Origin of the sequence: Pseudoalteromonas sp. C2R02, from assembly GCF_018860845.1 — a bacterium.
Taxonomy (GTDB): Bacteria; Pseudomonadota; Gammaproteobacteria; order Enterobacterales; family Alteromonadaceae; genus Pseudoalteromonas.
The window spans coordinates 18,581-32,592 of the sequence record NZ_JAHKQC010000024.1 but is presented as its reverse complement, the minus strand read 5'-3'; the positions used below and the strand labels follow the sequence as shown (position 1 = coordinate 32,592).

The following is a 14,012-nucleotide window of genomic DNA, read 5'->3' as shown; positions in this document are numbered from 1 at the left end:
ATTAATATATTAACTTAATGAAATAACTTAAATAAAAAATAATAATGATAAATTTTCAGGAAGTAAGTAAGACATATCCCGGCGGACATACTGCGCTAGAGAAAGTAAGCTTTCATCTTAAAGCAGGTGAGTTAGCTTTTTTAACAGGTCATAGTGGTGCAGGGAAAAGCACATTATTAAAACTTATCAGTGTAATGGAGCGACCTTCAGCCGGTAATGTGATGATCAATGGCGTGGATTTAAATTCAATTTCTAAATCACAAGTTCCTTTCGTGCGACGTGATATTGGCATGATCTTTCAAAATCACAGACTATTAGCGAGGCACAATATTTTTGATAATGTTGCACTACCTTTAGTGATAGAAGGTATGCATCGTAAAAATATTACAAAACGCGTACATGCTGCCTTAGATAAAGTTGGCTTACTTAGTAAAGTTAAGTGTTATCCTGAAACTTTATCTGGTGGAGAGCAACAAAGAGTCGGTATTGCCCGTGCAATTGTAAATTCTCCCCCTATTTTATTAGCTGATGAACCTACGGGTAATTTAGATCCTGAGCTATCCTGGGAGATCCTTAAGTTATTTGAAGACTTTAATCGCCATGGCACAACGGTGCTTATTGCGACTCATGATCTAGGGTTAATTGCACGTATGAAATACCACAATTTAACACTCAATAAAGGCAAATTGTTATTAGATCCGCTTAAGGCAGATATATCATGAGTTTATTATTTAAAAGCAGAGTAACTCAAGCCACTAATACAGATACTTCTTTAGTTATGACCTGGTACTTTGTTGTATTAAATATTATGCGTCAAGGTGTGCATAGTTTAGGTGAAATGTGGCGTACGACAACAGCATCTATGATGACGATTGCTGTATTAGGCGTGAGTTTAACCTTACCAACAACACTTTACCTAGTTGTTAAAAATGTTCAGCAAGTGAGTAGTGGTTTTGAAAATGCCAGTGAAATATCGTTATTTGTAAAACAAGGCTTGTCAGAGAAAGAAACAAATAGCTTAGTTAAACGCTTAAATTTATATCCAGAAATATCTGCTGTAACCTACATTTCAAATGATACTGCTCTAAAAGAGTTCAAACAGGTTTCAGGTTTTGGTCAGGCATTAGACTATTTAGATTCAAATCCTTTGCCAAGTGTTATCTCAGTAACGCCAACTAAACGGCACTCTCAACCAGAAACTGCTCGTAAATTACTTGCTAAACTTGAAGATGAACGTGAGATAGATTTTGGAAAATTAGACATAGAGTGGCTTGAGCGCCTTAACGCTTTATTGAGTTTATTACGCGAAAGCGTTATCACCATCGCATTTTTATTACTTACATCGGTGATTTTGATAATCGGTAATACAATCAGATTATCAATTATGGATAAGAAAGAAGAAATTCAGGTAATGAAGCTTGTAGGTGCAACAAATCAATTTATTCAAACGCCATTTTTATGGACTGGTATTTGGTATGGTGTTATTGGCGGTTTCTTTGCTTATATCTGTATTGAGTTAATGATGTGGTGGTTAGGCTCTGCGGTTTCTGAAGTTGCAGGTGTTTATCAAGCAGAGTTTTTATTACAAGGCTTATCTTTTTTTGAATTTATGAATTTAATAATTTTAGCTGTCTTATTGGGGCTTTTTGGCTCTTTTCTTTCGGTTAAACGTTATATTAAAACAATAGAGCCAGATAAAATCTAATAAAATTAAATAATTAGCACTCTCACTATGTAGAGTGCTAAAAGACATGATTTGTAACACTTATGCCCTCGCTTTCACTCACCTTCTTTAGTTATTCTTATATTGAAAATTCATTTGAACTTAAGGCTTGACATTTAGGTCAAAAGAATTAAATTGAAGTTAGCACTCTTAGAGAAAGACTGCTAAAATGATTTAAAAGATGGATCCTAGAGGTTAAATATGAGCGATAATTTACATACATTAGCATTAACTGTTCCTCAAAGTGCAGGTAGCCATGAAGCTTACCTACAAACTGTGGGCACTATCCCTATGCTAACTGCTGAAGAAGAAAAATCATTGGCTGTTAAATTACAACAAGAAGGTGATTTGTCTGCTGCTAAGCAACTAATTGTTTCTCACTTAAGATTTGTAGCTCATATTGCTAAAAGTTATTCAGGCTATGGTTTAGCACAAGCTGATTTGATGCAAGAAGGTAATATTGGATTGATGAAAGCGGTTAAACGATTTGACCCAACTGTAGGTGTGCGTTTAGTCTCATTTGCAGTTCATTGGATCAAAGCTGAAATCCATGAATTTGTATTAAAAAATTGGCGCATTGTTAAAGTTGCGACCACTAAAGCGCAACGTAAATTGTTTTTTAATCTAAGAAAAAACAAAAAGCGTCTTGGTTGGTTTAATCAAGATGAAGTAAGCACTGTAGCAGATGCTCTGGGTGTGAGTGAAAAAGAAGTACGTGAGATGGAATCTCGTATGAGTAGCCAAGATATGGCATTTGATATGGGCTCTGATGATACTGATGATTCATCTGAAGCAACATCTTACTCTCCAGTTCAGTACTTAACAGATAATAGCTTAGATTTAGCTGATGGTGTAGAACAAGACCAGTATAAAAAACAATCTCAAAACCGTTTGTTTGCTGCTATTAATACACTTGATGAACGTGCAAAAGATATTGTAAGTTCTCGTTGGTTAATGGACCAAAAGGCTACATTACAAGAATTAGCGCAAAAATATGACGTTTCAGCTGAACGTATTCGCCAGCTAGAAAAAACAGCAATGAAAAAACTACAAGCAACTATGGTTGCTTAATAGAATTGGTATAGCGTCATTCTAAAAAAGACTTAATAAAAAGGTTTGCTCCAAGGCAAACCTTTTTTAGTTTGGTTGACAAATTAGTTGGCTATAGTTCAGATTTTTTAGCCGATGCCAGTTTCACATATTTATTTTCAACAAGTTGAGATAAAGGCACAAGTTTAATGCCTTGGGCTTTAAGTTTAGGTAGCTCTGTTTGTAAAAATGCAAGTGTCTCTGGGTAAGGGTGAGCAATCGCAATGGCATAATCTCGCTTATTGGCAATGCGGATCAATTGCCTCATACGGAATTTCATTTGTTTTTCTGTAGGTATATTATCTAAAAACACATGTCTGCCAACATTATCTACATTAAAGAGATTAGCCATATTCTGAGCTTGGCTTTTTGTTGTCGTTTTACTATCTAAAAAATATAACCCTCTTTCTTGCAGCACTTCCATGGTCCATGCCATAGGTTGTATTTGTTGCGTTAAAAAAGAGCCCATATGATTATTTACGCCTTTTACATATGGATGCTCATTTAAAGCTTTCTTTAAAGTATTTTGAATTTGAGACTTTGTCATTTCTTCAGTAAGTGCACCAGGACCTAGTGCTTTACCACTTACAGCTTGCATTGGAATATGTAATAGAAGCTCTTTATTTCTCTCTCTTGCTTGTTCGGAAAATGCTTTTGCAAAAGGGGTATAAGGTAAAATGGAATAGGATATACTCCCTGGAAGCTTGACCGCTTCCAAGTCGTTTTTGTGATAACCAATATCATCAATAATGATTGCGACTTGGTTTGCCTTAGCCATACTGCATTGCGTTAGCAGCATTAAAGCGAGTAATTTTGATTTTAAGTGCACTTTTTATTCTTATTATTATTTTTTATTACAACCTAAGTTAAATCAATAATATCTATTGTTTTAACTTAGGTAAATGCTACTTTGTTTAAAAGTGGCGATTATTGCTCTAGTATTTTTTGTGCTTTAGCTAATTGCACATCTTTAAAAGTTGAAGTAAATACTTGGTTTTCTTTACCTTTACTTAGGTTCATTATAGCTAATTTATCTGATTGAGGAAGGCTTGATTGTGTAATAGGGATATCAGGTGTAATGCCTATGCCATCAATTGAAATACCTGAAGGTGTATAATATTTAGCTGTAGTAAGTTTTAATGCTGTTTGACCATTGCCTAGTGGGATAAGAGATTGCACTGAACCTTTGCCATATGAGCGAGTGCCTACTATCGTTGCACGTTTATTATCCTTTAAGGCGCCGGCTAAAATTTCAGCCGCTGATGCCGAACCTTTGTTAATTAATACCACCATAGGTGCACCATTTAATATATCTGAATTACTTGCTGTAAAAACCTGGTTAGCGTCATAAAAACGACCTTTAGTTGATACTATAATACCGCCTCGCAAAAATAAATCTGAAATAGCAACCGCACTATCTAAAATACCGCCAGGGTTATCTCTTAAATCAATTAGCAGCCCTTTTAGAGGCAAACCATTTTCAGTTTTCAATCTTGCTATATGTCTGGCAACATCATGCAGTGTATGGTTATTAAAACTCACGATGCGTAAATAGGCATAACCTGCAATATCCACCTTACTTGTGACAGTTTCTAATTCTATTATTTGACGTTCAACTTCAAAGTCTAGGGGGGTTGAAAATCCAGATCTGGCTATGCTTAAGTTTACAGCGGACGTTTCTGTTTTACTGATCAAACTCGCAACTTGTTTAATTGGTTTATTGATCACCGTTTGACCATTGATAGACAGTAAAATATCGCCTTTTTGCAAACCCGCTTGCGCTGCAGGGGAGTTGTTTAAAGATGCGATGATTACGATATGCTCATCACGCATTTCGACTTCTATTCCTAGGCCTGTATATTGGCCATTGGTTATATTAAATAGGTCTTCGAGCTCTTGTTCGTCTAAGTACTCAGAGTAGGGATCTAATTGCTTTAAAACTGAATCAACAGCTGAACTATTGAGTTTTTGGGGATTTACTTCGTCAACATAAAAAGTTTGGATATGCTCCAAAATATGTTTCATATTAGCATTAGTAAGCTTTGAACTTGTTTCCCCTGAACTGACAGGTGAAAAATAAAGTGCTAATAGAATGATGATAAAGCTAAGAAACTGATTAAATTTTAATGATATATGCATTGGCTACTCCCGGGGTTGGGGGTGTAGCCAATTAAAGTCTTAAATTCGCTTACACCATTTTGTAGGATTGATAGCTTGTCCCTTATGCCGTATTTCGAAGTATAGACCAGGATTCTCTTGTCCACCGCTTTGACCGACTAAAGCGATCAATTCACCTTGAGAAACTTCCTCTCCAACACTTTTTAATAATGCCTGATTATGGCCATATAAACTCATAAACCCTTTGCCATGATCTATCACGATTACCCAACCAAAACCTTTTAGCCAGTCAGCAAAAACAACCTTACCATTATGAATGGTTGTAACTGAAGCACCTTCTTTGGCGTTAATAAGCACTCCTTTCCATTTTAATTTTCCATACTTTCTTTGGCCAAATTTATGTTTTAATCGACCTCTACTTGGCCATTTTAACTTGCCTTTAGTACTTTTTAGTCCTTCAAACGTAAGCTGTTGTTTTATATCTTCTTGTAAGTTTTTTAGGGTTTCAATTAAAATTTGTTCATTTTTTTTCAAATATTCAACTGAGCTAGTTGTATTTGTGAATTGTTTTTTTAATAAAGCTAAATTTCCTTTTCTTTGGTTTTTTGCAATTAATAGCGATTTCCTTTTTTGTTTTTGTTCGGCTAATAATGTCAGCAATTTGGCTTGGGTCTGTGCTAATTCATTTTGTTTTTCTTCTAATTGAATAAGCGTAATCTTTAACTTATCAAGCTGGGTTAATCGTGCTTTATTAAGATAACTGTAATAGGTGAGAGTTCTTTCAAATGTTGCTATATTTTCTTGATTTAATAAAAGTTTACTATAGTCATGACTGCCTGTCATATAAGCACTTTTTAATTGACTTGATAGCGCTTTTTGTTGCTGTTTTTTATTTTGAGTGAGCTTTTTTATTTGTTTTTGTAATTGGTTCTGTTCACTTCTATTAAGCTCGATAGAAAAATCAAGTTCATTAAGTGACTTTGAGTTTTTGGCTATCGCTAATTCTGATTCTTTTAATGTGCTTTCAATCTTATTTATTTTTTGTTTTTGCGTTTTAAGTTTATCGACACTAGATTTTAGCGTTTCTTGTATTTGATTTAAGTCTTGCTCAGTCTGTTTTTCGGTTGCACTAACAGGTGTTAGTGAAACCGAAATTAAACAAACAGTTAAAGCAAGTAACTGTTTAATAGTTCGCATAAATAAACCAGTTATTTAAGCTGCATGATGACTGAACCTGTCATTTCTTCAGGTTGCTCCATGCCCATAAGGTGCAGCATAGTAGGCGCAACATCACTGAGCACTTTACCTTCAAGAGCTTGCGCATTTCTGCCAACATAAATAAAAGGTACAGGCTCATTTGTGTGGGCTGTGTGTGCTTGACCTGTTTCAGGGTTTTGCATCAGCTCTGCATTACCGTGATCTGCGGTGATTAAAGCTTCACTGCCTGTTTCTTCAAGTGCTTTTACGATACGACCAATACAGTGGTCAACTGCTTCACAGGCTTTTACTGCTGCATCAAATACACCTGAATGACCAACCATATCACCATTTGGATAGTTACAAATAATGGCATCATGTTCGCCGCTATGGATTGCTGCTACTAATTTATCGGTGAGTAACTCTGAATTCATTTCTGGCTGTAAATCATATGTCGCAACTTTAGGTGATGGGATAAGTTCCCTCGTTTCACCTTTAAATAAGTCTTCTTTGCCGCCACTGAAAAAGAAAGTAACGTGGGCATATTTTTCTGTTTCAGATATACGTAACTGTGTTTTATTATGTTTTTCTAACCATTCACCTAATACATTGTCTAATTTATTTGGTGGAAATGCTTTTGATGTTTCTATATCTGCTGCATATTCAGTAAGCATCACAAAATCAGCTAACTTTGGCGCTTTTTGTTTAGTAAAACCAGAGAAATCAGCATCAACAAATGCACGTGTCATTTCACGAGCGCGATCGGCTCTAAAGTTCATAAAAATAACTGCATCGCCATCATTTATAGTGGCAGGTGAATCAGTTTCACTTTGAATGCTTGTAGCCGCTACAAATTCATCATTTTCATCTCGCGCATAGGCAGCTTCTAGTGCTTCATTCGCAGTCGCATAGGTAAATTGTGATTCACCCGTTACCATTAAGTTATATGCTTGTTCTACACGATCCCAGCGATTATCTCTATCCATTGCAAAATAGCGTCCAATAATGCTTGCTGTACGACCTTTGCCTATTGATGCAAACTTCTCATCTACCGCAGTTAATGAGTTACTTGCGCTTCTAGGTGGCGTATCTCGACCGTCTAAAAATGCGTGTAAGTAAATCTCGTTAGCGCCACGTTCTGCCGCTAAATCAATTGCTGCTAATATATGTTCTTCGTGGCTATGAACACCGCCTGGGCTTAAAAGTCCCATTAAATGCACTGCTTTGTTATTTTTGACTGCTTTATCGATTGCTTTTACTAATACAGGATTGTGATTAAACTCACCATCTTGTATAGATTTAGTAATGCGCGTGAAGTCTTGATAAACGATTCTGCCGGCACCTAAATTGACATGACCTACTTCTGAATTACCCATTTGCCCGTCAGGAAGTCCAACATCCAAACCTGAACCTGAAATTAAAGTACTTGGGTAATCTTGCCAAAGTTTATCAATTACAGGTGTATTGGCAGCTAAAATAGCATTACTTTGCGTTTTTTCGCTATAGCCCCAACCATCTAAAATAATAAGTACAAGTGGCTTTTTTTGCAGTGTCATTGGTGATCCTTGTTTAATAAAAGCAAGACGAAGAATTAAATTTTGATTTATCAGGTCTTAGCTTACCGCTTTTTGCTGATAAAATCCGCAAAGAAATTCTGATATTAAAATAATTCACTTAAGCTGTATTTATTTTAATTTGAAAAATTACTCCGTTGGTATTGAGAGAAAGGAGCATGTATACTGCTGCTTTTGTTTTATATGCAAATGAATTAATTGGAAGGTCAATGGAACAATATATCGAATTTATTACAAATAATATTGGGTTAAGTTTAATTTGGGTTGGTATTGCAGTAATGCTAATCATGAGCTGGTTTAAATCTAAGTTTTCTCCTATAAAACAGGTTAACCCTCAGCAATTAACGATGGCAGTTAACCGTGAAAATGCAGTTATTTTAGATATAAGAGCTCAAGCTGACTTTAATAAAGGTCATATTGCAAACTCAGTTCATTTAGCTTCAGAAAAAGCAAAACAAAAAGAGTTTTCAACTATTGAAAAGCATAAAAACGATCCCATTATAGTTGTATGTGTCACAGGTATGACGGCATCAGGTGTTGCAGATAGCTTATTTAAAGCTGGCTTTACGCAAGTTTCTACCCTTACAGGTGGTATTGGAGCTTGGCAAGGCGCTGGTTTACCGATGACTTCAGGTAAGTAGGAATTGAAAATGAAAAATGTTGTTATTTACACTAAAGCATATTGCCCATACTGTGTCAGAGCTAAGGCTTTATTAAACCATAAAAATATTGAATTTACTGAATTCGATATTGGTCAGCAGCCTGAACTCAGAAATGAAATGATAGATAAAGCTAACGGCAGTTATACTGTGCCACAGATATTTGTTGGTGAACAACATATCGGTGGTTGCGATGATATGATGCATTTAGAAGCGCAAGGTAAATTAGATACATTACTAAATTAGTAATAAGTTTTACCAAAGAATTTTAAAATAATTAAATAGATTTCAATAGGAAATAACAATGTCAGAAGAACAAAGCGTAGCACAAGAACAACAAGCTCCACAGTTTTCAATTCAACGTATCTTTACAAAAGACGTATCTTTTGAAACGCCAAATTCTCCAGCTATTTTCCAAAAAGAATGGACGCCAGAAGTTAAACTTGATTTAGATACGCGTTCTAACAAATTAGACGAAGGTGTATTTGAAGTTGTTCTTTCTCTTACTGTGACTGCATCTTTAGGTGAAGAAACAGCATTCTTATGTGAAGTACAACAAGCTGGTATTTTTGCTATTGCTGAGCTTGAAGAAGGTCAAATGGCGCATATGTTAGGTGCTTTCTGCCCGAACGTTTTATTCCCATATGCACGTGAAACAGTAGCTAACTTAGTTAACCGTGGTACTTTTCCACAGCTTAACCTTGCACCAGTTAACTTTGACGCATTATTTGGTCAATATGTACAGCAACGTGCTGCACAAGCTGAACAGCAAGCAACTGAAGCAAACGCTTAAGTTATGACTATTACAGCAAAAAATGCTGTGACAGTATTGGGGGCGGGCTCTTACGGGACCGCCCTTGCTATTTGTTTAGCGAGAAATGGACACCCTATACGCTTATGGGGGAGAGACTCAGGTGCGATTAATGAACTTGAATCAACTCGCACTAATCAGCGTTACCTGCCAGATGTAACTTTTCCGGAATCTCTTTCTTTAGAGTCAGATATCGAAAAAGCAGTCAGTGATTGCCCAATCGTTTTGGTTGTGGTACCAAGTCATGCATTTGCCGATACATTAAAAAGCATTAAACCATTTTTACAGCCAGGCACTAAAATTGTTTGGGCTACAAAAGGTTTAGAGCCAAATACAGGGCGTTTATTACAAGATGTCGCAAAAGATGCATTAGGTGATGAAGTGTCTTTAGGTGTATTGTCTGGACCGACATTTGCTAAGGAAATGGCATTAGGTTTACCAACTGCAATTTCTTTATCTTCAACTGATACAGATTTAATCGATTCATTATCTGATTTATTGCATTGTTGTCGTTCGTTCCGTGTTTATACTAATAATGATTTTGTTGGTGTGCAACTGGGCGGTGCGGTTAAAAATGTAATTGCAATTGGTGCGGGAGTTTCTGATGGTACTGGCTTTGGTGCCAATGCCAGAACAGCTTTGATCACCCGTGGTTTAGCTGAAATGTGTCGTTTAGGATCTGCTTTAGGTGCAAAACCAGAAACCTTTATGGGTATGGCCGGTTTAGGCGACTTAATCTTAACCTGTACGGATAATCAATCTAGAAATAGACGTTTTGGTTTAGCGTTAGGTAAAGGCTCTGCTGTTGAGCAGGCAATTACTGAAATTGGCCAGGTTGTTGAAGGTTATCGTAATACCAAAGAAGTATATAACTTAGCACAAAGAGTCGGAGTTGAAATGCCGATCACTGAACAAATTTATCAAGTATTGTATCAAGGTAAAGATGTTAAAGATGCTGCTATGTCATTACTTGGCAGAGAGAAAAAAGCTGAAAGTTAGCTATTTTGTATTTTAGCCGGCTGTTTGATTAAGTTAATCACATCACTCGCTGGTATTGGTCGGCTAAAATAATATCCTTGAATAACCTGACACCCCATTATATGTAATAAATAAGCCTGCTCTTTAGTTTCAACGCCTTCAGCAATCACCTCAATATTTAAATATTTTGCTAACTGAATGATAGTTGAAGTGATATTTCTATCTTGTTCAGAGTTTGTAATATCTATTATAAAAGACCTATCAATTTTCAATCTATCTATGGGAAATTTTTTTAAATAACTTAAAGATGAATGACCGGTACCAAAATCATCAAGTGCGATTGTAAACCCTAGCGCTTTTAGTTTTTTCATTTGCTTTAAAGCAAAGTCAGGATTGTCCATCATCGCACTTTCAGTGACTTCTAATTCAATTGTACGCCCACTAATATTATAAACGGCAAGACAATGAGTCAGATCTTTAACCAAATCTACTTGCTGAAAATGCCTAGCCGATAAATTGATGGCAATGCGACCATTTAAATCAATACTACTTCGCCATAGTTTGATTTGTTTGCAGGCTTGTTTAAATAAGCTTAAAGTGAGAGGTACTATCATGCCGTTACTCTCAGCGATGGGAATAAAGTTATCAGGACTTACCATAGTGCCATCTAGCTGTGGCCAGCGTGCTAAGGCCTCAAAACCAATTATTTTATTTTGCTTTGTATTATATTTTGGCTGATAAAATAGCACTAACTCTTCGTTTTCGATTCCTTGTGATAAGTTATGTTCTTGGCTTAAAAGTTCAGGAGTAGATTTACTTTGTGACTTATCAAAAAACTGGAAGCTGTTTTTACCATTCTTTTTTGCGTGCACTAAAGCTGTATCTGCACTTCTCATCAGCATCTCGCAATTGACCCCATCCTCAGGAAAGCGAGAAATACCTATGCTGGTGGTAATTGAAATGTCAATTCCTTCTAAGTTAAATGGTGATTTACATAAAGATAAAATACTGTCGGCGACACGTTTTGCATAAAATAAAGTCATACCAGAATATAAATAGGGAGGGATCAATACTGCAAACTCATCACCACCTAATCGTGCTATGGTAAAACCCTTATCTAATTTAGATTTTAATCGTGTAGCAAGTTTCTCTATTAATAAGTCGCCTTGGCTATGGCCTAGAGAATCGTTGATTTTATGAAAATTATCTAAATCAATAAATAATAATGCAAAAGTGGGAAAGGTCTGAGTGCATGAGCTAATTGCTTTATCTAAATGTTCAATAAAAAGAGTTCGGTTAGGTAGTTGAGTGATCGGATCTCTGGTTGCTAATAGTCTTAACTCTCTTTCATTGCATTTACGAATTGTTATATCTGAAAACATGCCAACATATTGGTAATCAGGTATTGAATTATGGTCACTTTTATTTACTTTTGTAATGGATAAATCAAGAGAGTATTCTTCGCCATTTTTTCTACAACTCCAAACCTCACCGGACCAAAAGTTATTTTCTTCTAACTCTTGCTGAATAAGACGTTCTAATTTTTTATTACGGCCTTTTGCTGAGTAAATTCGTGGGTTTTTATTGATGATGCTTGACTCATCAAAGCCTGTGATTTGAGTGAAAATGTCATTAACTTTTTGAATTTTAAATTCATTATTAGCGATCCAAATCGCTTCTTTTGTTTGTTTTAATAAAGCCGAAGTTAAGGTATCGGGAGTCGATTTTATTATTTTAAATTTAATAATTTGATAAATAGCTAAAAGCAGGCAGATACTAGTCAATAGTACATACCATAATAATGAAAATGGTGTTTTTTCAACTACAAAAGTAATTTGGGTATTTTTTATTAATGGGTCATTTGCATTATGAATTTGCAATATGTGTTGGCCTGAAGGTAAATGAGATAAGGTAAGCGTTGAATTTCCTTTACCTAAAGAAAGCCAGCTAGATTGATTTGATAATCGATATTCAAAATTATAATCACGATTTAAATTACCTAAATAATCCGCTATTTTAACTTGAACTGTATTGATATCACTAGGTAGATTATTAATAGTCTGTGGAAATATTTTAATATGTTTATTATCAAATTTATCATAATAACTAATAGAAGAAATTTTAGGCGATGAGTTTAAATAATGACTTTGTCTGCTTTGTAAACTAATGATAGTGTGATTGAGTATTACTTTATTGTTTAATTGAATTATCTGTTTTTTTAGCTGATTTATTTCGACTTCATTTTCATAGGTAAACCTATTAGTTAAGATATTGAATAGTTTTAATTTGTTGTTAATCACTACCCATAAGGCATTTTTTTCAGAGGCGTATATCTTAGATGTATCCCCTGAGGCGACTTTATTAAATAACAAATTCGACTCACTTTGTAATATGGCGCTCCATACTCCCTCTTTTGTAGCTAACCATATAAGGTCTGTATTTTTATTATAATAACTGTCCTGAATTGAGCCTAAGTCATTATTTGGCTCAATTATTTGCTCTATTTTTTGATTTTTAAGGATATAAAGCGAATTTTTAGTTGTTGCTATTACCTGTTCATCATTGATTTCACTAATCGCTATTACGTTTTTAATTCGGTAGGTGCTGATTATTTTTTTTGTTAATAAATCAAATGAATATAGTAATCTGTCATCGCTAAACCATAACTTGTTTGCATTGGAGTAATACATGTTTTTAATGTTTTTTATATTGCTCAGTTGAAATATATCGTGATTATTCGACTTTAAATATAAACCAAAATCATTTGAAGCAAGCCAGTTTTTATCATTGATGTTTATGATGTGATTAATGTTAGGTACTTTATGATTCAGTATTTTTAAGCTAGCGTGCATTGATTTATTTAACTGTGAAGTTTTTACAATTGGGATGATGTAATTTTGCCAATCTCCATTTTGCCTTTGTAACCATAAGCTATTTTTTTGATCTAAAAATATATTGTGAATTGGGTATTTATCTGAATTTATAACTTCTTGAGTTGTTTGTGAGTTGAGATTGTGAACAAACGCACCTTTGCTATTGTAAAAATATAAAAAACCATCATGAGATGAAATGACTCTATACATCCTTTGTGAGATGAGCGGTTGATAATCTACTAAAGTATTATTTTTAATATATTTCAGCTTAAAATCATTATTGAGTAACCAAACAGTACCTTGTTTGTTTTTTGTTAGGCTGATAAAAGCTTGGTTTAAGGTTATTACCTCTTTTGTTTTATTCGATGATAAATCATATTTTATAAGGTTATTTTCTTTATTGATCAACCATATTAAATTATTTTCTAATAAGATGAATGATTGAATAAAGCCGACATCAGCAGAGCTCAGAATTGTTGTTATTTCAGCGTTTTTATATGTTTTTAATTCTCCAGAATTAATAAACCATAATTGACCATTTTCGCTCAATTTTGGCATTTGAGCTGCTTGAGACGTAATCGTTTTACTTATTTGAGATACAGTATTAATTTGCTCTATACCGACATCGGAGATCAGCCAAATCAGATTTTTGTTTGTCAAAATATGTTTATAAGAAAAGCCTTTTAATCCAGGGATAATATGCGAGGTTATTTTTTGAGAGTGCAGTCCATCAAAGCGATATACGCCAGTGTCTGTAGATAACCAGAAGTCACCTCTAGGATCTTGGGATATATGCTTACTGAATTGATTATCAAGAGATGCTTGAGTAATAACAATGGGTGATTGTGCCTGGGTTACAGGTGAAACAATAAGAAATAAAAAAATAGAAAAAAAGAGCGTAAAACGACAAAATTTATGCGCATTTACAGATGTCATATTTCAACAAGCCAAGTCCTTTTGTAATTAGAGCTTAGCTTGTTTTTTTATAAA

The 14,012-nt window shown here is 34.8% G+C and carries 12 protein-coding genes; 7 read left to right on the top strand and 5 right to left on the bottom strand.

Going from position 1 to position 14,012, the window contains the following annotated elements:
• Positions 1-44 precede the first annotated feature (44 nt).
• From ftsE to rpoH, 3 genes are all read left to right on the top strand, one after another.
• Positions 45-722: a cell division ATP-binding protein FtsE gene (gene ftsE / locus KO527_RS08060; protein ID WP_042148173.1), complete on the top strand. Its 678-nt coding sequence runs from the start codon at positions 45-47 to the stop codon at positions 720-722.
• Positions 719-1,705, top strand: coding sequence for a permease-like cell division protein FtsX (gene ftsX / locus KO527_RS08055; RefSeq protein WP_216039822.1), 987 nt, complete (start codon positions 719-721; stop codon positions 1,703-1,705). The genes ftsE and ftsX overlap by 4 nt, the downstream gene beginning before the upstream one ends.
• A gap of 219 nt (positions 1,706-1,924) precedes the next feature.
• Positions 1,925-2,794, top strand: a complete 870-nt coding sequence (gene rpoH / locus KO527_RS08050; RefSeq protein ID WP_042148167.1) for an RNA polymerase sigma factor RpoH — start codon at positions 1,925-1,927, stop codon at positions 2,792-2,794.
• A 91-nt stretch (positions 2,795-2,885) separates the two neighbouring features.
• On the opposite strand, the gene KO527_RS08045 is transcribed toward rpoH, so the two are convergent.
• From KO527_RS08045 to gpmM, 4 genes are all read right to left on the bottom strand, one after another.
• The gene (locus KO527_RS08045; protein ID WP_216039839.1) at positions 2,886-3,611 is read right to left on the bottom strand and encodes a divergent polysaccharide deacetylase family protein; all 726 of its coding nucleotides are present in this window, start codon (positions 3,609-3,611) and stop codon (positions 2,886-2,888) included.
• Positions 3,612-3,739: 128 nt separating this feature from the next.
• Positions 3,740-4,951: a S41 family peptidase gene (locus KO527_RS08040; protein WP_216039821.1), complete on the bottom strand. Its 1,212-nt coding sequence runs from the start codon at positions 4,949-4,951 to the stop codon at positions 3,740-3,742.
• Positions 4,952-4,990: 39 nt separating this feature from the next.
• Positions 4,991-6,127 carry a peptidoglycan DD-metalloendopeptidase family protein gene (locus tag KO527_RS08035; RefSeq protein ID WP_216039820.1) on the bottom strand — a complete coding sequence of 379 codons (1,137 nt, stop codon included), beginning with the start codon at positions 6,125-6,127 and terminating at the stop codon, positions 4,991-4,993.
• Positions 6,128-6,138: 11 nt separating this feature from the next.
• Positions 6,139-7,683 carry a 2,3-bisphosphoglycerate-independent phosphoglycerate mutase gene (gene gpmM, locus KO527_RS08030; protein ID WP_216039819.1) on the bottom strand — a complete coding sequence of 515 codons (1,545 nt, stop codon included), beginning with the start codon at positions 7,681-7,683 and terminating at the stop codon, positions 6,139-6,141.
• A gap of 227 nt (positions 7,684-7,910) precedes the next feature.
• On the opposite strand from gpmM, the gene KO527_RS08025 reads away from it, so the two are divergent.
• From KO527_RS08025 to gpsA, 4 genes are read left to right on the top strand one after another with little or no spacing between them, the layout of a single operon-like run.
• Positions 7,911-8,342, top strand: a complete 432-nt coding sequence (locus tag KO527_RS08025; protein ID WP_216039818.1) for a rhodanese-like domain-containing protein — start codon at positions 7,911-7,913, stop codon at positions 8,340-8,342.
• Between the two features lie 9 nt (positions 8,343-8,351).
• Entirely contained in the window at positions 8,352-8,606 is a 255-nt protein-coding gene (gene grxC / locus KO527_RS08020; RefSeq protein WP_216039817.1) for a glutaredoxin 3, read from the top strand.
• 58 nt (positions 8,607-8,664) lie between these two features.
• Entirely contained in the window at positions 8,665-9,153 is a 489-nt protein-coding gene (secB, locus tag KO527_RS08015; protein ID WP_216039816.1) for a protein-export chaperone SecB, read from the top strand.
• 3 nt (positions 9,154-9,156) lie between these two features.
• Entirely contained in the window at positions 9,157-10,170 is a 1,014-nt protein-coding gene (gene gpsA / locus KO527_RS08010) for an NAD(P)H-dependent glycerol-3-phosphate dehydrogenase (RefSeq protein WP_216039815.1), read from the top strand.
• Here the strand turns inward: gpsA and KO527_RS08005 are convergent.
• Positions 10,167-13,958: an EAL domain-containing protein gene (locus KO527_RS08005; RefSeq protein WP_216039814.1), complete on the bottom strand. Its 3,792-nt coding sequence runs from the start codon at positions 13,956-13,958 to the stop codon at positions 10,167-10,169. The two genes, gpsA and KO527_RS08005, sit on opposite strands and share 4 nt — an antisense overlap.
• Positions 13,959-14,012 lie beyond the last annotated feature (54 nt).

Coding starts and splice junctions, on each gene's coding strand:
- KO527_RS08045 (WP_216039839.1), bottom strand. CDS start 3,611: ATGCTGCTAACGCAATGCAGTATGGCTAAGGCAAACCAAGTCGCAATC.
- KO527_RS08005 (WP_216039814.1), bottom strand. CDS start 13,958: ATGACATCTGTAAATGCGCATAAATTTTGTCGTTTTACGCTCTTTTTT.
- ftsE (WP_042148173.1), top strand. CDS start 45: ATGATAAATTTTCAGGAAGTAAGTAAGACATATCCCGGCGGACATACT.
- KO527_RS08040 (WP_216039821.1), bottom strand. CDS start 4,951: ATGCATATATCATTAAAATTTAATCAGTTTCTTAGCTTTATCATCATT.
- gpmM (WP_216039819.1), bottom strand. CDS start 7,683: ATGACACTGCAAAAAAAGCCACTTGTACTTATTATTTTAGATGGTTGG.
- rpoH (WP_042148167.1), top strand. CDS start 1,925: ATGAGCGATAATTTACATACATTAGCATTAACTGTTCCTCAAAGTGCA.
- gpsA (WP_216039815.1), top strand. CDS start 9,157: ATGACTATTACAGCAAAAAATGCTGTGACAGTATTGGGGGCGGGCTCT.
- KO527_RS08035 (WP_216039820.1), bottom strand. CDS start 6,127: ATGCGAACTATTAAACAGTTACTTGCTTTAACTGTTTGTTTAATTTCG.
- ftsX (WP_216039822.1), top strand. CDS start 719: ATGAGTTTATTATTTAAAAGCAGAGTAACTCAAGCCACTAATACAGAT.
- KO527_RS08025 (WP_216039818.1), top strand. CDS start 7,911: ATGGAACAATATATCGAATTTATTACAAATAATATTGGGTTAAGTTTA.
- secB (WP_216039816.1), top strand. CDS start 8,665: ATGTCAGAAGAACAAAGCGTAGCACAAGAACAACAAGCTCCACAGTTT.
- grxC (WP_216039817.1), top strand. CDS start 8,352: ATGAAAAATGTTGTTATTTACACTAAAGCATATTGCCCATACTGTGTC.